The following is a 23,309-nucleotide window of genomic DNA, read 5'->3' on the forward strand; positions in this document are numbered from 1 at the left end:
TCATTTTCCTCCTGTCCGGTTCCACAGTTCTTTCTTTATCATACCAAAAAAGAAAGCCATTCAGAGGGGAATCTCTGAATAGCTTCTTTTCTCTGTATATCGGACAAGAGGAATTAAATTTTAGTTCTCTGTTTTACCGAAACGCTCCTTAATCATGTCTGCAATTTCCTGAACCTGTGCTTCCACGGCAAGTGGATCATAGGGCCAGAAGCGTTCTCCATCAAGTTTGAACACGCGATTGTTCTTCACGGCATCCAGGGATGACCAAACTGCTGAACCCTCATCCAGTGAACCTCCGTTGGACAAATCCAGGAAGATATAGTCACCTGCGTAATCTGCCAGCTTTTCCTCGGATATCGCTACGGTATCTTTATCCTGATCAATGAGCTCTTTCTGTACAATATCTGGTGCTTTCAGTCCGAGCTGTTGATAGATGGCCTGTCCACCGCGATTGACACCATCCCCGTTGATGTACCATTCTTTGCCGAACAGACTAAAGTTGGAGAAGGTTGTGCCTTCCTTGACCAGTCCTTGAATGGACTCTTTGGCGGCCTTCACTTTTACTTCGAATTGGGATAACCAATCGTTGGCTTCCTTCTGTTTGTTAATGATTTCACCAAAAGCGGTGATTTCCTCATGGACATTGTCGTATGTTCCATAAGGGATGATGAGTGTGGGTGCGATTTTACGATATTGCTCATTCAGCTTCTCATCTCCACCTACAGTAACGATCAGGTCAGGTTGAAGTGCCAAAATTTTCTCCACTGATCCGCCGTCAATCCGGCCAATGTCTGCCACGCCCTCAACGAGATCAAGCACATATGGGCTTTCCAGCTCATAATCTGGCGCGCCTACAGGTTTGATGCCAAGTGCCAGAAAATCAGCAAGGTAACCTTGCGTAACGATACGCTGAGGATTCACGGGAATTTCAACGTCTCCGTTAACCGTCGATATAACCTGTGTTTCTGCTTCGCTTGTCGCTGGTTGTTCTTCTGTTACGGCAGGTGCGGAGGCATTATTTTCTGTCGTTTCTTCCGCTTGACCTGAGCAACCAATAATTCCTATCACAAGTAAAAGGATTATGAGCCCGGCCCACCATTTTGATCTAACCCCTGTCATTCTGCTTCTCCCCAATCAATAATGATTATCTTTCTCAATAAAACCTCCTATGTATCGTAGCTTTTGTGCACAAGTATCGTCTATCTCAAAATGTGACCAATTGAGTATGGACAAATGTTACCTCGCCTTAACGCTATTCTCCCGAATCAGGATGTCTACCATAAGTTCAAGTTGCTTCTCCAGAGATAAGGCATCATTACACCAGAATTGTTCCAGCTGAAGAGGGTAAATGCGACGATTTCCGTTATTCATAACCTTGCGCCAGCCCGGGCGCTCTCTAAGTTTATCTGGTGAATCGTGATACAGGCCACCTTCATGTGCCGGAAGAACAAGAAACATATGATCTGCTGCATATTCTGCCAATTGGTCTTCTTCAATGTATTGATGATTGTCAGGTTCCAAAACATCACGGAGGATGTTGGGGTGGGGAGTAAGATGAAGTCCATAATATACGTTATAGGCTGCTCTGGCGGTTGCATTCCAGATACAAATGGTGCCGTCTTCCCACAGCTCATACAGACCAACCGTTTCTCCAGGCTTAATAAAATCCTTTAGTCGATCAGATTCGGTCCTGGCCCGTGTTGTGTAATGTTCGATCCAATCTTCGGCTGCCTGTTCTCGCCCTACAATTCGGCCAATCAGACGAACAGTCTCCAGTCGATCTAGTTGATTCCAAGGGAGCACAATGACCTGGGATATACGTTCAAGTTGTTCAAGCTTGTGCGGCAAGTAGTACAGATAATCTGGTGCGATGATCAAATCAATCGGTTCAGCGCGCAGTAATTCTTCCACGCCATGTTCATCCAGATCAATTACGTCATGCAGCTCATCCTGGATCAATGGAGACAGGGCCCAGGGAAGAAAGGAGGCCGCAACGGGTTGAACGCCGAGGGCAAGCAGGTCTCCTGTATACTGAACAGTTGCAATCCGTCTCGCACGTGGCTGCAATCGATACTCACTTGGGCTGATCCCGGTGAACTGCTTAAATTTGCGGCTTAAATATAAACCGTCAGCATAGCCTACCAGCAAGGCAATTTCATTCAATGTGGCCTGTGTGGATAGGAGGTATTGCTTTGCCTTATCCATCCGAACTCGGGTCAGATGAGCCTGGAAGCTGCGCCCCACCTGTTTTTGAAAAAATCTAGAGAAATAGCTTGCGTTAAATCCGGTCATTCGGGCAATGTCTTCCCGGGTGAGATGATCGCCGTAGTGATGATTGATATAGTAAAGAGCATCCCGAATTACACTGTCCACCATTTCTGTGGCAGGTTTAACCGCCAGCCTGAACAACTCAAGCAGCTCACTCAGCAGAAAATGGGATCGGGCTTCTTCGGTCATGATGCTGCCTGAACGTTTGTCGGTAAGTTCCTGAATAATGGCAAGAATCCGTAGCCCTTGTGAACTTGCTCCAGTCTTTGATCCATGTGCAGGCAAGTTCTCTGATGTAAGTTCATACACACGCTTCTCATGGGACTTTTTCGTTAATCCGTATTCCAGAAAGCCGATATGATATACCGTGAAGGCAGAAGCCGGAGTATGTATAAGCTCCAGGGAGCATGGGGGATACAGGAAAAGGGTCTGGCCTTTATGTAAAACGCCATGTACCTGCCCATATTGGAAGTTCACCGTGGCCGTACAAGTCACCAGGGAAGGAGATTCTATGGAAATAAATCCGGTTTGCTGTGCAGCTTCCCAAGGAATCACACTGGCATTTGTCAGTACAAGCATATCTGTAGCCTCCTAGCCGTATGTTCTATCTTGAACATATCGATGTATGGACTCGATTATATCAATCTGTGAGAGTGACGTCGATGTACACAGAGGAGTGATGGCAAGGTGACTAATTAACGCTTGTCCAACTAAAAAATAAACCATAATCAAAAAAGTCTTGTTACTTCCATAAGGAAATAACAAGACTTCTTAGCGTATTACAGACAGCTGTCTTTATCCGTACACTTTTGGCTGCAGCTGTATAGCGACCTGTTCAGTCTGACGGACCATCTCCGGTGAGAACGTGCAGGGTAACCTGCTGCCAAGGAGCAACACGGCACCAGGAACACTTCCTTGCTGGAACACAGGCACTGCTATGGCACATACCAACCGCTCCGCAAGCATTAACGGACAACGACCGGGTGTATGCTCCCCGGTGGATTGTGCATCAGATAGAGCGGTGCGTCCAGTCCGAAGCGCTGTGCCAACCAGGTCTTGTCCGGGACGCATCTCCATGCGCTTCACACGTTCGTTGCTGGCGCCAGATGTATACTTCCAGCGTAGCATCGTGCCGGACAGACAGGCCAGTCCGCAAAAATCGCTGGAGGTACTCAGGCGCAGGCCGTCGATCATCTCCTGAATGCCAGATGGCAGTTCATCATGCATGAGAGGACACTTCCTTTTTTGGAATCATACCGTACGTTACGGTGTAATCAATCTCAATATCGTTAACCTGTGGTCAGGGAACATCTTAAAATAAGGGTATTTCGCTGCTGCTTCTATTGTAGCCCCTTTTTACCGTATTGTAATTCAGGGAAAACCCCTATTTCCGTTCTGCAATTTGCTGATCCTGTGTATGGACAGGCATTCAGGCCAGGAACGGCAAGGCTTTTTTTGATTACGGAGTCGCAAAGGTACCTCATAAGTGTGATTTATCTCACAGCAAATTCAGGGAGTTTCCCCGTGAGGTTCAGGTAATCCCCCGATAACCCCCACGCTATATTCGCGGTATGATGGATACATAAGGAAACACCGAGGGGGACGATGGTAATGGGTACGGTATTTAAAGAAAGAACAACCCAGGCGACACAACAAGAACAGACGGAGGCGAGCAAGATGACACGGGAGACAGGTGGAATCCTTTCGTTCGTGACAGCTGAGCAATGGGGCTTGATCGAGGCGAAGATGCAGCCTAAACGGGTAAAGTCGGGGTACAGTCTCTTTCTGGAAGGCGATGAAGCCGGATACCTGTACTACATTCGCTCGGGAAGAGTGAAGCTGACCAAGTCGACTGAGGATGGGAAAGAAATCATTTTATCGATTCAGCAAACCGGGGATCTGATTGGAGAGTTTGGCGGCATCGGCGGGTTATCCCATAGCTACAGTGCAGAGATGGCGGAAAAAGGGGAGCTGGGGATCATCTCGCTCAGCGACTTGGAAAGTGTGCTCAGCAAACACGGTGACCTTGCCTTGAAATTCCTGCAATGGATGGCGCTCGCCCAGCGTATCACCCAGTCGCGTTTCCGTGACCTCTTGCTCTATGGCAAGGCAGGCGCACTCGCATCGACGCTCATTCGCGCCAGCAACTCGTATGGCAGAATTACGCCGGATGGCATCGTGCTCGACATGAAGCTGAATCATACCGAGTTATCGGAAATGATTGGTGCCACGCGGGAGAGTGTAACGCGTATGTTGGGAGCCTGGAAAGAACAGGGGACGCTGGACACCCTGGATGGAAAGCTGATGATTCGTGACCTGGCAGCCTTGCGCTGCATGTGCGGATGTCCTACATTTCCAAGCTGCCCGGTAGAGCTGTGCCGATTGTAATGAAAGCAAGTTGAATAGGGTTGTACCTTCGATGGCGATTGGGGTCGTTACGGAGAAATCAAAAAAGCTGATGTCCGATTTACTCGGGGTCAGCTTTTTGGCGTGATATGAGCCGCTTGAAGCAGTGGTATGGCCTTCATAGCAAACTGCTTGGATTTGTCCGGCGCGAGGCGACCGTAATACAAGCTTATGTACATAGAGAACACCATTCTACGAATACAATCAGCAAATGGACAGAAAATATTGCTGTTTATAACGTAGACAAGGAGGTTAATCTGATTTCGATGAATGGATCACTTGAATTTTTAATGGCCATGCTCTCAAGCTCGCAACGTGAAGTTATTCAGCGTAGTTACCTGGATAATGAGGGGGAGTTCGACTACATTAGTTGCGTAGAGATGGGAATAAGCAAAAGTACGAAGAATTACGCTTGAAGCGTTGAGCATACTAGCAACTACACTGGGCTTAGAAGTCATAAAAGAACGAGAAAAGGAAGTCGTTTGTTGATTCGAATTAAAAAAGCAGAGTAGGACTGATGAGTTAACCAGTCTACCCTGCTTTTTCTCATAAATTAAAATATCGCTTCTTTGGATAGTTTACTAGATTGTTTACCCAGTGTGCGATTGTTATTTCTTCTTTTTAGTTGGCATTTTAATAACAAAGAACAACAAAGATAAGAAAAATAGAGCTTGTGAAATCGTCACCAGTAGCCTGATTCCTTCACCAGAATTTTTTATACCAAATAGAATATCGATTATGGATACCAAACCTGTAGTTATAAGTATAAACAGTGCGAGTATGTACACGTTTAGTCCTCCCTAGGTTCAATTTACAGCAGGAAAAAGACAATAGCTCTTGCAGCTGCATCGCTTAACCATCCTGGAACTCCAACGGATTGTAAAGCATTAGAAAGACCATCTTCTGCAGTGCCAGTGAAATCTACCATGATGTCCAAAGCTTGCATCAATACTTGATAGCTGAGATAGCCCTTCAAAGTAGTTTTTGCACCGTCTGTTAGCAATGGCAATTTATCTACATATACTTTAATTTGTTCATTCCAGGCTCTGGAGCCTACATTCTTAAGCTTTGAGATCAAATCTTTTGCAACTTCTTTTGCAAGTTTTGTTTTCCAACCAAGGGTACCAACTTCACCAGCAGCGGTGGTCATTCCAAGTTCAGCGCCTACAGTTCTGAAAAGAGCATCGTAATCAACTTGTCTTAACTCTAGTTCAACTCTAGCGTCTTTGACAATAGGGCCTGTTGGTAGTTCAACTTGTGTACCAGAATTAATCGAACTTTCATTTGCAACTTGAGCGCTTGCAAAAGCAGGGAGCGTGAATGAGGACAATAAGAGTGCGGATAATGATGCGATACCCAGTTGCTTAACTTTTTTCATAGAATAAGACCTCTTTTCATATAATATGGTTTTTGCAGGAATATAATAACATTAGATTCAATGTTTTGTATATATATGTAAATACTATACTGTAATTAATATACTATTAGCTTGTTTGGAAAGGTCTCATTCCGGATCAGTAGCGCCATATGACTGGGGTGTTCCTCTTCTCGCCTTCTCTAACTGTTGCAGGAAATTAGTCCCAAGTGTCTACGATGTAATCTAGCAGGATACCAAGAGTCCACAGGCCTTGAGCCTATTTTGGCTATGCGAAGCGATGATGCAGTATTATGAGAGACTATTTTCAATATTAATGAAGTAATCTTGTTAAGCTAACGGGGCAGGAAATCAGGAATTGGAAACGAATACATAGATTGGTTTGCCCATAGTAGGTTGAGCAACGTAATTTCAACATTGGAGTAATAAAAGAATCATAAAAAAGGAGTAAATTCTACCATGATGGATTTACAAAGTTTTGTTTCAGATTACACAAAAGATAAGAAACATTTACAGCTTGTTATCGGGATTGTTAGGGAGGGAGATGTTGAATACTATTCATTTGATAATAATAAAAAGAAAAGTATGATCCATCCTGAGAATATGTTGTTTGAAATCGGCTCCATAACCAAAGTTTTTACATCTATAATTTTATTAGAAATGGAAAAATAAAAATTGCTTTCCTCGGATGACATTGTTGGTAAGTTCGTGCAGAACGTTAAAAACGAATATTTGAATAAGATTACCTTGAGAAGCCTTGCTACTCATACCTCTGGATTACCTATATTGGCAACCAACCACAATTTGGCTAAAAAAAGATCGAATCCTTATTCAATGTATACCGAGCAAGATTTAACTGCTTTTTTATCTAATGCTGATTACACGGATAGCATAGGTTCGTTTGGATATTCCAATATCGGTGTAGGTTTACTGGGATACATACTATGTAAGGTGTCAGGAAGTACGTATGACGAACTGTTAAAAAAATATATAACGAGTCCATTAAAGATGAATGAGACAGCCGTTATGCTTGATTCAGAACAGAATGGCAGGTTTTTGAATGGACATGCTTCAACTGGGAAAAGAGTCCCTCATTGGGATCTTTCTATACATGAAGGAGCTGGGGGAATTAAGTCATCTGTTAGCGATTTGAGTTTATTTGTCCAAGCCAATCTAAATGATGATCATCCGATAGCCTCTACACTACAAAAAAGTCATCTCCCTATATGGATCGGAAATTCAAACCGTTATTTTGGGTGGGGTGAGGATAATCTTCTAGATAAAGGTATCCTCTGGCATAACGGGGGTTCAGCTGGTTTTAATAGTTATCTAGCTTTTAATAAGGAACTCCGTGTAGGAGTTGTATTGCTATCCAATTATTCTTTTTTCTCGAATTCTCGTATGGATTATTATTTTGCTCAATTCATAAAAATGATTACTAAAAAAGAGCCTTCTCAAGGAACGATGATAGACTCTACAAGTAAAAAAATATTAGAAGAAATCATGCGGAGAGAAACGTCATTAAAGTAACGGGAAACGATAGCAGTATTAGCCACCTAATCATTAGGTGGTTTTCTTATGGTTAATGAATTCCTTTGCAAGAATCGAATATAGACACGAATCATGATATTCCCCTTTGTAAAACCAATGCTCTCGCATCAGACCTTCACGCTGCATACCAATCTTCTGCATAACGTTCTCTGAAGCCTTGTTGTTCGGGCGGCATTTCGCATAAATACGGTGTACACCAAGTGTATTGAAGCCAAAGCCAAGCATGGCTCGGGCTGCTTCGGCAGCATACCCTTTTCCCTGATAAACGGGATTGAGCACATAACCGATCTCAGCATTCGTCTTTTCTATGTGAAGGCCAACACCGCCGATCAGGATGCCCTCCTTTTTCAAGCATATCGCCAGTTCGAAGCCCTCTCGTGGTTGTGTTTGCTGTGAATTCAGCACAAATTCCACATAAGCTCGCGTATCTTCTTCCGTATTCGGTCCCCATGCCGTATGCTGAGTAACTTCTGTCATGGATGTGTAGCTATGTATACTTTCCCAGTCTGTCTCCAGAATATCCCGGATGATGAGTCGTTCGGTTTCCAATTGCATAGCTATTCCCTCCTATATAAATTGAACTAAAGAATATTTACACTTGCCACTCCGATGACAGAACAACCTTCCGATCGCTGTTATCCCCAGATTTTTTTGAATTCCTTTTAAAGGGGCAAATCCGGGGATAAAGGCGAAGCGTATGCTTCCGATGCAGCTTTCTTTCAGAAAGCTTTTAGCTCCGCTTCTTCAGGTTATTTCTGTCCTCTCCGTTTATCGTGTAAATGTTTAGTTCAATTATATAGTAAAACAAAAATAGCCCAATAACCGATTCATGTAAAGAATGGGTTACGAGCTATGTAAGTATAAAAGCCATGCTATTGTGGTTGTTTACATTCAACTGCGGGATAAGTATAAGCCAGCTTGCGGATAATTTCCTTTTGCCATTTGGTGTCACCCAGGTTGGTTGCCAGGTTCAGAAGATCCAAGTAATCGTCGAGCTGCAGATCAGCCTTTTGCAGAGTTGTATTCATTCGATGTTCGTTCCCCTTTATCTATAAAATCGTTAAGTCATGTACAGTAGGCAGAAGACTTGAGACAAGCTCAAGAATGATAATCATTATCACAGTTATATTATCATTATGCAATGAACGATGGCAAAATGCAATGCCAAGCTCGAATGTACTTAACTTTTTTTCGAAAAAAGGCTCATCCACAGCACATAGGGAACGTACACACCCAGGTATGCAGACGGATAAAGGAACCATCCATTCAACAGGAAATGGTGAATTTCTGTGGTGAATGTCGTCATATGGGCATTAGTAGCGTACACATCACCTGCAATGACAGTGGCGGCACTATAGAAACAAAGCAGGGCAAGTACATGGAAAACACGGGTCACCATCCGGGAGCGAAGCGCAACAAAAACCATAATCAGTGGAACAATCAGCAGGAGCAGAAGAAATAGAAACTTCATCATACAGGTCTCCTTTGGAATACTTTTGTTAACCAGTATGGGCAATTGTTGGAATTTCCAAAAGTTTTTGCAAACATTTTACAAAAAGAAAGAGGAATTCAGCATATGAACGATTAAATTAAAGGTGGATAACCCATTATCAGGTAATTACGAGGAGGAGAAGGCAAGTATGAAGAAAGCGATATGGCAGCATTGGATCGGGGGATTCCTGATCTTCATCATGATGGCGACGGCATTGCTTCAACCTGGTTCACAAGGTCCGGTACAGGCCGCTGCAGCACCCTTTACGGTATCGCAGGCCATCGCTGCCCAGAGTGGCGGAGCAACGGCAACGGTGGAAGGTTATATTGTTGGACATGCCACCGGCTCGCTTACAGCCAAGTTTACATCTCCTTACGCTAATGATTTTAACTTCCTGATTGCAGATTCAGCGACAGAGAAGACTAACGCGAAACTGCTCGACGTGCAGATTCCAGCGTCGTACCGCTCGCAATATGGACTGGCTTCCAACCCGAATCTTGTGGGGCAGAAGGTTATCGTTACCGGAACGCTTGGCGCATACAACAGTTATGCCGGAGTTAAGAATCCTACCTCTATCGCACTCTCCTCTGGAACAACCAATCCTGATCCTGATCCAGGCACAACGCTGCCAGATGGTACAGGGAAGAAAGTATTGTTCGATAACACGCATGCTCAGACAGCCGGGGCTGCGGACTGGGTTATTGATGGAGCATTTTCGGATTTTGCGAATGGTTTGCGAAACGCAGGCTTTACCGTGGATCAGCTGAATCGCAGCATCCCGTATACCTTCGATGAGCAAGCCATCACCTTTAATAAATTGAAAGATTATGATGTCTTCGTTATCGGCGAAGCGAACGTGCCTTTCAAAGCGACAGAGCAGGCTGCGCTGCTGCAATATGTACAGAATGGTGGCAGTGTCTTCTTCATTGCCGACCACTATAACGCAGACCGAAACAAAAACCGCTGGGATTCCTCCGAAGTATTCAACGGCTATCGCCGTGGTGCATTCTTGAATCCAGCCAAAGGCATGTCGTCAGCAGAAGCCGAATCTCCAGCCATGCAAGGCGTGACCAGTTCCGACTGGTTGGCATCCAACTTCGGTATTCGTTTCCGCTACAATGCACTGGGAGATGTTAATGCAACGGATATCGTCGCACCTTCGCAGTCGTTCGGCATAACAACCGGAGTGAGCGCAGTAGCCATGCATGCTGGTTCCACGCTTGCCATTATTGACCCGAACAAAGCCAAAGGTCTGGTGTATGTGCCTAGTGGGGTATCCAAATGGGGCAACGCGGTAGATCAGGGCGTATACAATGGCGGCGGACGAGCTGAAGGAGCCTACGCAGCGATCGCCAAGATCGGGGCAGGTAAAGCAGCATTTATCGGTGACTCCTCACCTGTTGAGGATGCTACTCCAAAATATCTACGTGAAGAAACAGGCGCTGCCAAAACAACGTATGATGGCTTCAAAGAAGTGAATGACGGTGTATTCCTTGTGAATACAGTGAAATGGCTTGCAGTAAAAGAAAGCTACACAAGTCTTTCTCAGGTGTCTGGACTGACATTGGATACGCCGACAAGTCTGCTCGCTATTGAAGCGCCGGCTTCTTCCAACGAGCCGCAAACCGAGCCATGGGCTACACCGGCTGCAGGCTACAAATGGTATGATCCTACAACGTTTAAGGCAGGTTCGTACGGCAAAGCTCAGTAAGATAAGCAGTAAGGAAAATATACGGATAATCGGCCTGTCCGCCACGATTGCGGACAGGCTTTATTTGTATAAATGCCCGGAGTAGAGGGAAACGTATGGGTAATTATGAATGATGAGCGAGATGCCAAGGTGAGGAGGAAGACAATGATGATGAATCGGCAAGCAGACTGCGACAGCTCGACCATGAGGCAGAAACTCAAAGGGGACCTTCATCGTGTGGCAGATCGAATGAACCAGACGTTATCCACCTTTGATCATGACAGTGTGTGTCTGCTGGGCCAATTTGCAGAGATTCGAGCCGAGATCAAGCAGATCGAGGTGCTGGCGTCCTCCTTTTATCTGGATTGTTATCTGTCTCCCTTCACGGAGAAATTTGCCGAACTGACTGCCAGTGTACAGCATTTGTCTGATCGCAGATATGGTGCGCTCATTGTGATTGAACGGGAAGTGCCGCTTGAACCGATTATCCACTCAGGGGTTGCAGTCGATGCAAGGGTCACTCATGCGTTGCTGGAATCGCTGTTTATACCGGGTGCACCTCTGCATGATGGGGCGGTGCTGATTCGGGGCAATCAGATTGTATCCGCGGGCAATGTATTGCCTTTGTCACAGGCCATTGTACATGAACGGAAGATTGGCACACGGCATAGGGCTGCTCTCGGATTGAGTGAGCTGACGGATGCGGTTGTGCTGGTTGTCTCGGAAGAGACCGGTCAAGCTTCATTCGCCGTGGGTGGGGATCTGCATCCCATCAACGTGGTTGAAACCTTGCCATGATCACTCGTCGCTAGATTTTTTTACCGATTCCATGCTGGAATAAATGAACCTTTTTCCCTGTGAAGAGAGAAAGGTCTTTTTGTTACATCGTAATGTGATTTTGCACAAACTTGATCATCATGGGTACAATAGAGGGTGGACGACGAACAGAAGAAGGCGAATTGATCGCAAAAATGGTTGGAGGAGACGGTTAACACATGAGCTGGTTTGAAGCAATGGAACATCACGATTATGAGGAACTGGTACTGTGCCAGGATAGAGCCTCTGGTTTAAAAGCAATTATTGCTATTCACGATACAACACTCGGTCCTGCGCTGGGAGGCACACGGATGTGGACCTATGCTTCTGAGGAAGCGGCCATTGAAGATGCCTTGCGCCTTGCGCGTGGAATGACATATAAACATGCTGTATCCGGACTGAATCTGGGCGGAGGCAAAGCCGTAATTATCGGAGATCCGCGCCGAGACAAAAATGAAGCGATGTTCCGGGCCTTTGGCCGATACATTCAGGGACTGAACGGACGTTATGTCACCGCAGAGGATGTGGGAACAACAGAAGAAGATATGAATCTGATCTATCAGGAAACCGACTATGTCACAGGTATATCGCCAAGCTACGGCTCCTCCGGTAATCCTTCTCCGGCAACAGCCTGGGGTGTATATCGGGGCATGAAGGCCGCGGCGAAGCAAGCATTCGGCACGGATCTGCTGGAAGGCAAAACCGTGGCTGTACAGGGCGTGGGCAACGTGGCGATGCGTCTGTGCAAATATTTGTACGAAGAAGGTGCGCATCTCATCGTTACCGATATTCATAAGGATTCCGTGAAGCAGGCTGTGGATCAATTCGGTGCAAAAGCGGTGGACCCTGCCGACATTACTGGAGTGGATTGTGATATTTATGCTCCATGTGCATTGGGCGGTACAATTAATGACGATACGTTGAAACAGCTTAAGGCCAAGGTTGTGGCAGGCTGCGCCAACAACCAGCTGCTGGAGCCGCGTCATGGTGACAAGCTGCATGAGATGGGAATCGTATACGCACCAGACTACGTGATCAATGCAGGTGGCGTAATTAATATTGCGGATGAGCTGAACGGCTATAACGCAGATCGTGCGTGGAGCAAGGTTGGGGAGATCTACAATAATCTGGAGAAAATCTTCGACACGTCACGGACCGAAGGTATCGCAACGTATATTGCTGCGGATCGTTTGGCTGAACGTCGCATTGAACTGATGAAAAATACACGCAGCACATTTCTGCAAAATGGTCATCACGCGCTGAGTTCCCGCAGACTGCGCGGGTAAATGATAAGGATTCATTGAAACAGATACGAGTGTGTCCTGAAACCTCTGTCTGGAAGCTGAAGTGGACCTCAATGGGGCCGGAGCGGGCGAGTAGGCAGTCTGAACGGGCGAGCAAGTGCCGAGTTGGCGAGAACGCGGCCTGAATGTTCGAGCAAGGGATAGAGACACCGCAAATGCGGGTTATCTTCTCGGAGACCTTCGTTCTAGCGATATCCGGAGTTGTCTCTCTTGCTTGCGGTTAGAGTAGAGGGTGGAAGCTAACGAACCGGAATCCTGTTATTCAGGGGTTTGAAGCGCCTGCATAAGGATAAGGAACCTGAGACACGCTATACCGGAATTTGAGGCCGTTTTTAGCGTTTTTTTAAGGAGATTTTAGGAAATAACGCGTCTGGTGTTCCTTACGTTTGAAAAAGAGCATGCTAACGCCTCTTAAACCCTCCTACCCAAATGCTCCGAGAAAAGCACAGATAAAAGGTGGGCGTCCGTATGGATGCCCGCCTTCTTTATATTTTGGTTTTAACCCTACATAAACGATGAGCAGGTATAGGAAAGCGAAATTTATTTCAAAATGTAATACACTTCTGATTCAGCAGCTTCACAAATCGATCCAGCGCGCTGCTGACATATCGATCTTCACCCCGGACAAAGGTTGTTGTGGTATGTGTGAATCGTTCGGCCAGATCATGTACAGAGAACTCATCCGGCTTCTTGTGAATAACGCTGCAAGGCATAATGGTAAAAGCAATCCCCGACTCCACACAGCTGAGCAGGTTATCCATCGTGCTAACTTCAATCATATTGCGAGCGGACAAACCTTCTTCCTGCAAAAATTCCTCTGTAATTTCACGGTATGGACAGCCTTTTGGGAAAACGGCCCACGAAACCTGACACAGGCTTTCGGGTGCTACGTCCATCCGTTTGGAGATGATATGCACCGTGTCCTGCATTTCATATTCCACTTTCAGACCCTCTTTCACACACGCACCACTAATAAAGGCACCATCAATCTCATACTCCTGTATTTTCTTGCGCAGCAATTTGGGTGAAGTGGCATTAACAAGTGAGATGGAGACCTCGGGATATGTCACCTGGTATTCATTAAGAATCTCCATGAACCGGCTGGATGCTGCCGTCTCCACGATTCCGATTTTTAGTGTACCTGAGGGTTCCCCAGGATCAGTCATATCCTGCTCCAGATCGTTTAACAGGTCACGGATGCGTGTCGCATATTGGACAAACTGTTCTCCTTTGGAAGTCAGAACCACCCCTTTGGGGAAACGGTTGAACAACTGCACCTGATATTCCTGTTCCAGCTTTTTGATGCGTGTGGTGACGTTGGATTGTGCGTAATTCAATTCTTTGGCGGCCTGTGAGATTTTGCCGGACCGTGCCACCGCAAGAATAATATCGATATCCGAGAGTTCCATGGCTCTGGCCTCCTGAGTTGTAATGAAATGAAGTGTTAGGTATCTCTATGAGAGATATATCTATATATTTCAATCATTTTACGATATATATAAGCCGGCTTACAATATCGTTATCAACAGCGTTTACAGAGCAATGGAATCATGCAAAACGCAGATAATAGAGAAGGAGTTGTGGTGAAAAATATGTCTACATTACTGAGCCCGGTGACGATCAACGAGTGGCATTTGAGAAACAGGTTGGTGATGGCACCTCTTACCCGAGGGTTTGCCAATGATCAGGATGGGACTGCGACGGAAGAGATGGTGGCGTATTACGAGCGACGTGCCCGGGATGGCGTAGGGTTGATCATTACAGAGGGTATTAATCCCTCGTTGGCAGGCAAAGGAACCTATGGTATCCCCGGATTATATACGGTTGAACAGACCGACTCATGGAAGAAAGTAACGAATGCCGTCCATAAACACGGAGGGACCATCATCGCTCAGCTGTGGCATGTGGGCAGACTGTCTCACTCCGATCTGATCGGTAATCCGCCACTGGCACCTTCGGAGATTCCGGCTCAAGGAAAAGTTCACAAATTGCATAAGCCATATCAGATACCTCAAGCTATGAGTGTGCTAGATATCCGGGATACCATTCAACATTTTCAAACGGCTGCCCGCAATGCGGTACTGGCTGGATTCGACGGAATTGAGCTTCATGCAGCACATGGTTATCTGATCGACCAGTTTGTTAATGAGAAGACGAACCACAGAACAGACGAATACGGAGGCGATATCCAGGGGCGATTGCGTTTTCTGAAGGAGATCATTATTGCAGTTCAAAAAGAAATTAGTGTGGATCGCATATCGGTACGATTTTCTGAGAAAAAAGATGATGACCCTTCCTATGTCTGGTCAGACAAGGCCGGAGTGCTGAACGCCTATCTGAATCTGTTCCGCGAGACAGGCATTACAATCTTACATCCTTCAACAGATCGATACACCACAGTCTGGACTAGGGAACAAAATTTCCATGAGGCGATTCGCCAGCAGTGGGAAGGTATCATCATTGGCGTAGGTGATCTTGAGGCAAAAATAGCAGAGCAGGCTGTGCAAAATCGGAGCATTGATTTGGCAGCGTTCGGCAGACCGTTTATCGCCAATCCTGATCTGGTGCAAAAATTGCGTACGGGGCAGCAGTTGATCGAGTATGATGCCAATGCACATCTGACTGTGTTGGTGTGAATGTAGAAAGAAAAGGGCAGAAGCTGATCCTAAAGATCACTCTGCCCTTTGTTTACGTATGGAAGGATGGTTACGGGTTACTGACGACGGTGACTTTCTTTTCCGTTAAGTAGTATACGAGTGCCAGCAGCGGCATCAACAGACCAATCAATGTGGTGAGACTCCAACCCCCATGCGCATAGGACCAGCTGCCAAGAGATGATCCAATCGCGCCCCCTACAAAAAAGATCGACATAAATATCCCGTTTACGCGTCCTCTTGCTTCGCTCAACGAATAGATAATGCGTTGTCCCAGCACCAGATTGCCCGAGACCGCCATATCCAGCGTGATGGCAACGACCACAAGCAAAATAAGGGTAGCGGTAGAGTGACCCTGGAACAGATAGGCAAGCCCAAAAGATGCAGCCGCAATGACCATGGCGAGACCAGTTAATACGCGGGTTAAACCTTTATCCGCCCATCTTCCGGCAATAGGTGCTGCGATGGCGCCGCCCACACCAGCCAGTGCAAACCAGGCAATCCCCTGCTGGGACATGCCATATTCGTTAGCGAGCTGCATGGGAACTGTGGTCCAGAACAGACTAAAGGCTCCAAACAGACTGGCCTGATAGAGGGCACGGCGACGCAGCAGAGGGAATGTTTTCAACAGGGAACCGAGTGAGACAATTAATTGTCCATACTTCATAGCTGGTTGTGGCCGACGAGCAGGAAGTGCGCGTGACAGGAGCAATGTAAGTAATACGATTATGATTGCAGAGAAGACAAAGACCGCTTGCCAGCCGAGCAGGCTCGTAATAAAACTTGCGACAGGCCGAGCTAGCATGATGCCCAGCAGCAGACCACTCATCACATTGCCGACAACCCGTCCGCGTTGCTCCTCAGAAGTGAGGTAGGTGGCATAAGGAACCAGAATTTGCGCAACGACTGAACTGATCCCGATGACGAGGGAAGCAGTCAGAAATAATACGGCATGGGAAGAGAAGGCGGCGCCAATCAATGCAACGACTAGAATGATAAGGAAAAAAGTTACCAGCCGCTTATTCTCCAGAATGTCACTGAGCGGAACGATAAACAGCAGGCCAATAACATAACCGATCTGTGTTAACGTCACAATCAGTCCAGCAGCAGCAGAGGAAAGCCCTGTTGTAACGCTGATTGGTCCTATAACTGTCTGAGCATAATACAGGTTTGCCGCAATCAGTCCGCACGCCGCAGCCAAAAGTAAAATCAACCAACTGGGAACTGAATTTGACTTCACATCAGGTTGCATATCCATGAGTATCACCCTCCACATGTTCACAAACTATTTTTTATTAATGTAAACTTGTATTGAAATTGTCAATTACTAAACGGTACGTTTACTAATCACAAACATATAATAAACTAAACGTTTAGTATTGTAAATAGGCGTGGGAATTTTTTGTATGTCGAAGTAAGGTAAGAACGAAATTGTTTAATGTGTCGGTGTTTTAGTATAATGAACGTACAGTTTTTATGAATTACAGATACATTTGTTACACCAAGGAGGGCTTATGATGACAGCCAAAAGAGGGCGTCCCCGCAATGTGGAAACCCAGAATGCGATTCTTGCAGCTTCCTATGAATTATTACTGGAACACGGCTTCGGAGCGATTACGATCGAAAAAATTGCTGAACGTGCTAAGGTGAGCAAAGCAACGATATATAAATGGTGGCCTAATAAAGGTGCTGTCATTATGGATGGGTACATGTCTGCGGCAAAGGCAAGATTGCCTGTACCGGATACAGGATCGGTATTTGAGGATGTGCGCATTCATGCGAGCAATCTGGTTGATTTTTTGAGCAGCCGGGAAGGAAAAGTGATCACACAGATTGTCGGAGAGGGACAGTCTGATCCAGGGCTTGCAGAAGAATACCGAACCAGATACATTCAGCCTCGTCGGCGCGAAGCGTGGGGAATTTTTGAAAAAGGTGTAGAACGGGGAGAGTTGAAAAAGGATTGTGACATCGGACTGTGCATAGACCTCGTCTATGGAGCGATGTTCTATCGCATGTTGGTGACTGGCGAACCGTTAGATACTGAATTCGTGCAGCGTTCGTTGATTTCCTTGTTTGAAGGTATTAAATCTTGATCATAGAGAAAGACATCTTGGGGGAGGGATAGGGCGATTCGCAAGAATCACCCTGGGTGCAAAAGGCTTGTAGATGAATGGGGAATGTGTCGAGAACTGAGAACTACATCTGGAAGATCGGTGAGATGGCTGGGGGCCATGAATCGGGAGAATGCGAAGTGGAAGAGGGAAGAGACTGGTTCAAGAGCGGGGGCTCGTTCCATATGAAACTAGGTATTTCGCGTCGTAACACTGGCGCTACATCCTGGGCAAAGCGTTCTACCTGCTCCAGCTGCTCCGCATGGCTGAGTCCATCAACGCTGATACTCAGTACCTGATGTCCATATGCGGCATGGTAATTGAGGATCTTCTCAATGACCTGCTCTGGACTACCAATCAGTACAGGGCCATGCGCAATGTTATCCTCCAGGTCCTTAAAAGGCGACTGGTTGTGCTGCGCAGCGGCCGTAGCATGAAATGCCTCATAATAAGGCGTATAACGCCGGATCGCTTCTTCACGTGTATTCGCGAGGTATAGGCTGCCTGCACCGGAGCCAACCACCGCTCGGTTCGCATCATGACCATAATAATCGAGGCGCTCCCGGTAATGGTCAATTAACGCTTTGTATTTTGCCTGCGGGTGGAAGGAATTTGAACTAAATATCGGTTCGCCATACTTAGCTGCAAGCTCGGTAGAGCGGGTGCTCGATGCGCTGCCATGCCAGATCGGAATGGATTGCTGGAGCGGTCTTGGCTGAGTGGTAACCTCTTGAAGGGGAGGGCGATACGTTCCCTGCCAGGTTACATTCTCTTCAGTCCATAGCCGTTTCAGCAGTTCGTAGCGTTCACCGAGTGAATCCCATTGTTCCTCTTCGCTAATGCCAAACAGGGGATAGTGCCGAGGATCATTGCCTTTCCCGATGATCATCTCCAGCCGTCCGCCCGATAATTGATCCAGCGTTGCATAATCCTCGGCAACCCGTACCGGATCAAGTATACTGAGAACAGTGACCGTTGTTAGCAACCGGATACGTGAAGTCGCAGCAGCGACGGCGGTCAGCACGACGGGAGGTGAGGAAGACAGAAAAGGTGCGCCATGCCGCTCACCGATCCCGTATGCATCGAATCCCAGCCGTTCGGCCAGTTTGGCTTGTTCCAAAATATTGTGGAACTTCTGTTGTGTCGTTAGTGATTCACCAGTTACGGCATTTGGAAGATTCATCATGAGACTAAATAGGGCAAATTTCATCTAACCATCCCCTTGGATTGGATTGGAAAAGCACCTGGGTTATCTAATCCTATGGAAATAGTAGGATATTCAAGCTAAAACTAACTTTACCATGTTGCCATGCATTCTTCTAATGGATTTTTTCTATAAGGCGGATTAAAGCCGCTCAAACCTGGACATATGGGCAGGAAATTGCCACGATTTTTATTGACCGCTGTAAAATTTAGGATTAAAATTGTGCATATCATATAAATTCAAATTTATGGATTTTCATTGTGGAGGTGGGAGACATGGAACCTACAACTACGATACGCTCCTTTATTGAGGACTACATCAGGAAACAGGGCTATACCCTGCAATACTTTGCCGATATATCGGGTGTGAACGCTGGAACGTTAAGTGCGATCATCAAAGGGACGCGGCCAATCGCCATGGCTCAACTGGATCTGATTACCAAAGGCATGAAGCTGGAAGAAGGTCATTTCTACGAAATTTACGGTGCTGAGTGTTTTGTGGAGTCTGCACCACATTGGAGAAGACTGGAACCTTTTTTGCAACGTTGCGCCGAGCTGGACAAGCTCGAATGTATTCAGAGGGTAATCCAGCAAGTGACGGATGATCGATCCTATATTTCCGAATTGTTCGAGATGGCAGAGGGCATGCTTGAGCGAGGACAAAAGAAAGCGGCCCGCATGTTATATGAATGCGTTGCGGAGTGTGAGAAGTACCAACACTCGGAACGTCTCGCATTGTGTCAGTATCGTATTTTCACACTATCTCTGGGTCAGGATCAGCATGAAAATCTCAGGGCAGCTGTGCACTTCGAGCCGTATATTAATAGGCTGGATGAAGAGCGGCAACTGGATGCGATCAAGGATCTGGCGAATACATATTTGGCTTTGAGATATTGGGACAAGGTGTCCGATCTTGGGGGAGAGTTGGAACAGAAAACAAGCTTCTTGAACTCTTATAAAAAGAGAAAGTCGGAAAATCTAAGAATTGCATCTTATCCTATTTTTGTATATTCCGCATATTCAAATTTGCTACGGGCAGCCGCATGTGATGGAAGGGAAGAATACTCTGAAGCCCTCCGATATACTGAGGCGTACTCTAAATTAATTAGAATTGAACAACCGAATGAAGAAGATCTCATATTCATTAATAAGTTTAGTGGATGGGCGGAGGTAAACCATTACTTATACAGACTTATGATGGGTGATTCTGAAGTCATACGGCCTTATATTGCCTTTATTGAAAAGAATGAGGCAGAGATTTTGCCTGCATTAGTCAAAATAATGGAAGCAGCAAACCATCATAATATAGATGTTGATGCAGTTCTCAATCGGTTGGAGTCATACATTTCAATGTACGCCAAAACTTATGGGGATATCGGGAGTTATACGGAACAGATTACGAGTGGAAGATACGTGCAATTCCTTAAAGAGGTAGCGATATACCAACTTCAGAGAGAAAGATACACAACAGGATTTCAGTACTTGTTAAACTGTTTGGCTCTAGCCAAAAGTATGAAGAGCGAGTCCATCATTATACAGTGTGTAGCTCTATTTGAAAGACATAGAGCCAGAGCTTCAATAGAATTAGAAATTAAGTATAAAACTTTAATTGAGGAGGTCTACAGTAATTATGAGAAAAAAAGCAGCTTTGATCGTAGTTTTGTTTAGTGCTGTTTTATTATTTAGTTTGTATCCTCAACCTATTCCCAGTAATACTATGATGTATAGTCCAAGCACTCATGGTGGTGCAGGATTGTAATTGCATTATACTTCAATCTCCAAACTAGGCAAGCGGTATTGATCCTATCTTAGGACTATACTGCTTTTTATTTTGCGCAGATTGACCATTGTAAAATTCAGGATTAAAATTACATTTATTAAGAGCTGATGAATCCTTAAGTTAGTTTGGTTGATGGGGGTGGGAGAATTGAAACTTGCACCTACGATACGCACATATATAGAGAATCACATAAGAGAAAGAGGATATAAACTTCAGCAATTCTCAGATGTCACGGGTGTCAACGTTGGTACATTGAGTGCCATCCTCAAGGGCAGTAGACCTCTAGCTATGAATCAGTTGGATCAAATTACATCTGGTATGGGGTTGGAAAAGGGATACTTCTACGAAATGTACAGTGTGGAATGTTTTGTGGAAGCCGCACCTCACTGGAGGCGTTTGGAACCGTTCCTGTATCGCTGTGCTGAACTTAACAAGCTAGGCTGTATTAAAAAGGTAGTCTATCAGGTTACAGATGATCGATCCTATATTTCAGAACTGTTTCAAATGGCAGAGAATCTATATTTCAAAGAAATGAATGAAGCGGCGCTTATTTTATATGGATGCGTAGCCGCAGGTGAGAAATATCAGCACTCGGAACGGTTGGCGTTATGCCAGTACCGTATTTTTTTGCTTCATAAAACAATGAGTAAATTCGATAATCTGGCTGCAGCAGCCCAATTGGAACCTTATATTGAGAAATTGGATGAAGAAATACAACTGGATGCTATTAAAGATTTGGCGAATGTTTATAGTACAATACATCTCTGGGATAAAGTTTATGAATTGGCCGAAGAATTGGAACGAAAAGTTGATTTTCAACTTGAACTTCAATCTCGAAGACGGAAAAATAGAAAAAGAACCGCCTTTTACCCCATATTTACGTATAAGGCATATGCGAATTTATTGAAGGCAAGTGTCTGTGAAGCGCGTAAGCAATATGAAAAAGCTCTGGAATATACAGATGTTTACGTGACTGCTATTGAAATCTCTAATCCAACAGAAGAAGAGCAAGAATTAATAGAACGTTTCAAAGGATGGGCGGAGGGAAATCGGTATTTATACCATTTGATGAATGGGAACCATGAGGTTATTGAACCTTATCTGAATTACCTTGATGCTAATCCACATGAGATTTTAATAGCATTCGTGAATATTGTGCAAGCAGCTAACCGGCACTCACTGGATATTGATTCTGCATTGGATAGATTCGATCCTTATATTAAACAATTCAACACGGATATACATTTAAAAGGGACGTACAATATGCAAATGTTGAATTATAGATATATATGTTTTTATTATGAGTTAGCGAAGTACAGGCTCAACCAACAAAGATACGCAACGGGTATTGACACGTTACTCACGAGCCTGGAACTCTCATCATCAAGTAACGATGACCTAATGTCTATTAAATCTATTGATTTATATGGTAAATTCAGAAGGCATGTAACGAACCAACAGGAAGAACAATACATTAGGTTAATGGAGGGCCTGAGTTCACAAAATTTTGGGAGTAGAATTAAAAGTGTATAACTACTGAGATCTAATCTTGCTCAATATAACGACCTTTACTAAAAGATCTAATACAAAAATTTTGCAAAGCATTCCATTATGAATTTTTAGATAAATGTACCCTAAAATAGGTTGAAAAAGGGGTGCATGCTGTGAGAGAAATCAAGCAGATCAAAGATCAAATCGAGCAGAATCGGCAACATTTGCGTCGGTTGGTGGAGAAACATGGCATGCATGATGATAAAGTTCTCAAGCAGTCTATGGTGCTGGATGAACTGATTAATAAATATATTCGACTAATAGAGAAACACTAATTTGTTAACGCTCTTATCTTCCTCTGTAATCCACCTATAGGTGGACCTCTTTATCAACCCTGTTGTGGACGCTAGAGCGGTGTTCTCCCTGCTATGCTTAAAGCATCAAATCAAGCAAAATACAGGGGGAACAACGTATGACGACGAGCATGTGGATTCAGATGATCATCATGTTTGCGGTATTAGTATTCACTTCAATTGGACGAAAGCCAGTACGTTTTTATCGTTTATTGCTGCCTTTCGTTATTATGGGTTATTATGCAGCCAAATTCCTTAAAGACATGATTTTTACAGGCAATAATGTGCTGTTTTTGTTGGTGGCCGTGATTGTAGGGGCAGTGTTCGGAATGATTGTGCTGGGAATAACGCGTATGGAATTCGATGCGACGGCAGGTAAGTGGTATACCCGAGTGGGGATAGGTAGTGTGGTCGTCTGGGCGGTGGCATTCCTGCTACGCATTGTGCCGGTGGAATGGATCACGCATCATCCGCAGCAAGCATATCATTATGCAATTGAGGATCAATTGGATCTTCAGAATATCGGTCCAGCATTTATATTAATGACCGCTGCTATGGTTTTGGTACGTGTAGCAGGGATTCTAATCCGCTCCAGAGCGAGCAAAGTTCAGCATACGATTGGAACATAATTTATAATGTACTTCTGTTTCTTCATTCTACCTAATACAACTTCAATTTCATTTGAACTCGATATGTAGATGAATATCTGAAATATATATCTGCATGTTGTGGTTGTGGGGATTTTCACGTATTAATGCAAACTACTTGAATATGAATGTATTGTTATGTAAACAAACATTTTATTTTGCAAAGGA

The 23,309-nt window shown here is 45.1% G+C and carries 23 protein-coding genes; 13 read left to right on the forward strand and 10 right to left on the reverse strand.

Translation table 11 applies throughout. The features are described from left to right. Positions 1–120 precede the first annotated feature (120 nt). The 3 genes from ACDJ58_RS00570 to ACDJ58_RS00580 all read right to left on the reverse strand — a co-directional run bounded on the left by ACDJ58_RS00570 (position 121) and on the right by ACDJ58_RS00580 (position 3,495). Positions 121–1,119: an ABC transporter substrate-binding protein gene (locus ACDJ58_RS00570; protein WP_413374632.1), complete on the reverse strand. Its 999-nt coding sequence runs from the start codon at positions 1,117–1,119 to the stop codon at positions 121–123. 117 nt (positions 1,120–1,236) lie between these two features. Beyond that, positions 1,237–2,847, reverse strand: a complete 1,611-nt coding sequence (locus tag ACDJ58_RS00575; RefSeq protein WP_413374634.1) for a helix-turn-helix domain-containing protein — start codon at positions 2,845–2,847, stop codon at positions 1,237–1,239. A gap of 216 nt (positions 2,848–3,063) precedes the next feature. Continuing rightward, positions 3,064–3,495: a GAF domain-containing protein gene (locus ACDJ58_RS00580; protein WP_072734976.1), complete on the reverse strand. Its 432-nt coding sequence runs from the start codon at positions 3,493–3,495 to the stop codon at positions 3,064–3,066. Between the two features lie 384 nt (positions 3,496–3,879). Between ACDJ58_RS00580 and ACDJ58_RS00585 the strand changes: the two genes are divergently transcribed. Together ACDJ58_RS00585 and ACDJ58_RS00590 are read left to right on the forward strand one after the other, a co-directional pair. Continuing rightward, on the forward strand, positions 3,880–4,656 hold the full coding sequence (locus tag ACDJ58_RS00585) for a Crp/Fnr family transcriptional regulator (RefSeq protein ID WP_413374637.1): 777 nt from the start codon (positions 3,880–3,882) through the stop codon (positions 4,654–4,656). Between the two features lie 107 nt (positions 4,657–4,763). Beyond that, the gene (locus tag ACDJ58_RS00590) at positions 4,764–5,090 is read left to right on the forward strand and encodes a hypothetical protein (RefSeq protein WP_413374639.1); all 327 of its coding nucleotides are present in this window, start codon (positions 4,764–4,766) and stop codon (positions 5,088–5,090) included. 395 nt (positions 5,091–5,485) lie between these two features. Here the strand turns inward: ACDJ58_RS00590 and ACDJ58_RS00595 are convergent, their stop codons facing one another. Next, positions 5,486–6,052, reverse strand: coding sequence for a hypothetical protein (locus ACDJ58_RS00595; RefSeq protein WP_413374641.1), 567 nt, complete (start codon positions 6,050–6,052; stop codon positions 5,486–5,488). A 456-nt stretch (positions 6,053–6,508) separates the two neighbouring features. On the opposite strand from ACDJ58_RS00595, the gene ACDJ58_RS00600 reads away from it, so the two are divergent. Next, on the forward strand, positions 6,509–6,721 hold the full coding sequence (locus ACDJ58_RS00600; protein ID WP_413374643.1) for a hypothetical protein: 213 nt from the start codon (positions 6,509–6,511) through the stop codon (positions 6,719–6,721). 3 nt (positions 6,722–6,724) lie between these two features. Next, positions 6,725–7,579, forward strand: a complete 855-nt coding sequence (locus ACDJ58_RS00605) for a serine hydrolase domain-containing protein (protein ID WP_413374645.1) — start codon at positions 6,725–6,727, stop codon at positions 7,577–7,579. Positions 7,580–7,612: 33 nt separating this feature from the next. On the opposite strand, the gene ACDJ58_RS00610 is transcribed toward ACDJ58_RS00605, so the two are convergent. From ACDJ58_RS00610 to ACDJ58_RS00620, 3 genes are all read right to left on the reverse strand, one after another. After that, positions 7,613–8,155: a GNAT family N-acetyltransferase gene (locus ACDJ58_RS00610; protein WP_413374647.1), complete on the reverse strand. Its 543-nt coding sequence runs from the start codon at positions 8,153–8,155 to the stop codon at positions 7,613–7,615. Positions 8,156–8,472: 317 nt separating this feature from the next. After that, a complete protein-coding gene (locus ACDJ58_RS00615; protein WP_162842450.1) occupies positions 8,473–8,628 on the reverse strand; it encodes a hypothetical protein in 156 nt (51 codons plus the stop codon). A 152-nt stretch (positions 8,629–8,780) separates the two neighbouring features. Continuing rightward, positions 8,781–9,074 carry a hypothetical protein gene (locus tag ACDJ58_RS00620; protein WP_143021578.1) on the reverse strand — a complete coding sequence of 98 codons (294 nt, stop codon included), beginning with the start codon at positions 9,072–9,074 and terminating at the stop codon, positions 8,781–8,783. Between the two features lie 220 nt (positions 9,075–9,294). Here ACDJ58_RS00620 and ACDJ58_RS00625 point away from each other — a divergent pair, with 220 nt between their 5' ends. The 3 genes from ACDJ58_RS00625 (at position 9,295) to ACDJ58_RS00635 (ending at position 12,884) form a co-directional block, all read left to right on the forward strand. Continuing rightward, a complete protein-coding gene (locus tag ACDJ58_RS00625; protein WP_413379400.1) occupies positions 9,295–10,803 on the forward strand; it encodes a DUF6359 domain-containing protein in 1,509 nt (502 codons plus the stop codon). A gap of 147 nt (positions 10,804–10,950) precedes the next feature. Then, positions 10,951–11,580, forward strand: coding sequence for a sporulation-specific diadenylate cyclase CdaS (cdaS, locus tag ACDJ58_RS00630; RefSeq protein ID WP_413379402.1), 630 nt, complete (start codon positions 10,951–10,953; stop codon positions 11,578–11,580). 197 nt (positions 11,581–11,777) lie between these two features. Beyond that, complete coding sequence (locus ACDJ58_RS00635; RefSeq protein ID WP_413374649.1) at positions 11,778–12,884, forward strand: Glu/Leu/Phe/Val family dehydrogenase; 1,107 nt, start codon at positions 11,778–11,780, stop codon at positions 12,882–12,884. A gap of 563 nt (positions 12,885–13,447) precedes the next feature. Here ACDJ58_RS00635 and ACDJ58_RS00640 read toward each other — a convergent pair. Beyond that, positions 13,448–14,311 carry a LysR family transcriptional regulator gene (locus ACDJ58_RS00640; protein WP_413374651.1) on the reverse strand — a complete coding sequence of 288 codons (864 nt, stop codon included), beginning with the start codon at positions 14,309–14,311 and terminating at the stop codon, positions 13,448–13,450. Positions 14,312–14,494: 183 nt separating this feature from the next. Here ACDJ58_RS00640 and ACDJ58_RS00645 point away from each other — a divergent pair, with 183 nt between their 5' ends. After that, positions 14,495–15,538, forward strand: a complete 1,044-nt coding sequence (locus tag ACDJ58_RS00645) for an alkene reductase (protein ID WP_413374653.1) — start codon at positions 14,495–14,497, stop codon at positions 15,536–15,538. A gap of 70 nt (positions 15,539–15,608) precedes the next feature. Here ACDJ58_RS00645 and ACDJ58_RS00650 read toward each other — a convergent pair whose 3' ends face one another. Then, positions 15,609–16,808 (reverse strand): MFS transporter, encoded by a 1,200-nt coding sequence (locus tag ACDJ58_RS00650; RefSeq protein ID WP_413379404.1) that lies wholly within the window; start codon positions 16,806–16,808, stop codon positions 15,609–15,611. A 265-nt stretch (positions 16,809–17,073) separates the two neighbouring features. Here ACDJ58_RS00650 and ACDJ58_RS00655 point away from each other — a divergent pair, with 265 nt between their 5' ends. Further along, a complete protein-coding gene (locus tag ACDJ58_RS00655) occupies positions 17,074–17,649 on the forward strand; it encodes a TetR/AcrR family transcriptional regulator (RefSeq protein WP_413379406.1) in 576 nt (191 codons plus the stop codon). Positions 17,650–17,752: 103 nt separating this feature from the next. Here the strand turns inward: ACDJ58_RS00655 and ACDJ58_RS00660 are convergent, their stop codons facing one another. Continuing rightward, positions 17,753–18,877: an LLM class flavin-dependent oxidoreductase gene (locus tag ACDJ58_RS00660; protein ID WP_413374655.1), complete on the reverse strand. Its 1,125-nt coding sequence runs from the start codon at positions 18,875–18,877 to the stop codon at positions 17,753–17,755. 269 nt (positions 18,878–19,146) lie between these two features. On the opposite strand from ACDJ58_RS00660, the gene ACDJ58_RS00665 reads away from it, so the two are divergent. The 4 genes from ACDJ58_RS00665 (at position 19,147) to ACDJ58_RS00680 (ending at position 23,123) form a co-directional block, all read left to right on the forward strand. Beyond that, positions 19,147–20,538: a transcriptional regulator gene (locus ACDJ58_RS00665; protein WP_413374657.1), complete on the forward strand. Its 1,392-nt coding sequence runs from the start codon at positions 19,147–19,149 to the stop codon at positions 20,536–20,538. A 259-nt stretch (positions 20,539–20,797) separates the two neighbouring features. Next, on the forward strand, positions 20,798–22,183 hold the full coding sequence (locus ACDJ58_RS00670) for a transcriptional regulator (protein ID WP_413374659.1): 1,386 nt from the start codon (positions 20,798–20,800) through the stop codon (positions 22,181–22,183). 131 nt (positions 22,184–22,314) lie between these two features. After that, the gene (locus ACDJ58_RS00675) at positions 22,315–22,476 is read left to right on the forward strand and encodes an aspartyl-phosphate phosphatase Spo0E family protein (RefSeq protein ID WP_095206164.1); all 162 of its coding nucleotides are present in this window, start codon (positions 22,315–22,317) and stop codon (positions 22,474–22,476) included. Positions 22,477–22,613: 137 nt separating this feature from the next. Beyond that, positions 22,614–23,123, forward strand: a complete 510-nt coding sequence (locus ACDJ58_RS00680; protein ID WP_413374661.1) for a hypothetical protein — start codon at positions 22,614–22,616, stop codon at positions 23,121–23,123. The last annotated feature ends 186 nt before the right edge of the window (positions 23,124–23,309 follow it).

The organism is Paenibacillus taichungensis, assembly GCF_047302525.1.
GTDB classification, from domain to species: Bacteria; Bacillota; Bacilli; order Paenibacillales; family Paenibacillaceae; genus Paenibacillus; species Paenibacillus taichungensis_B.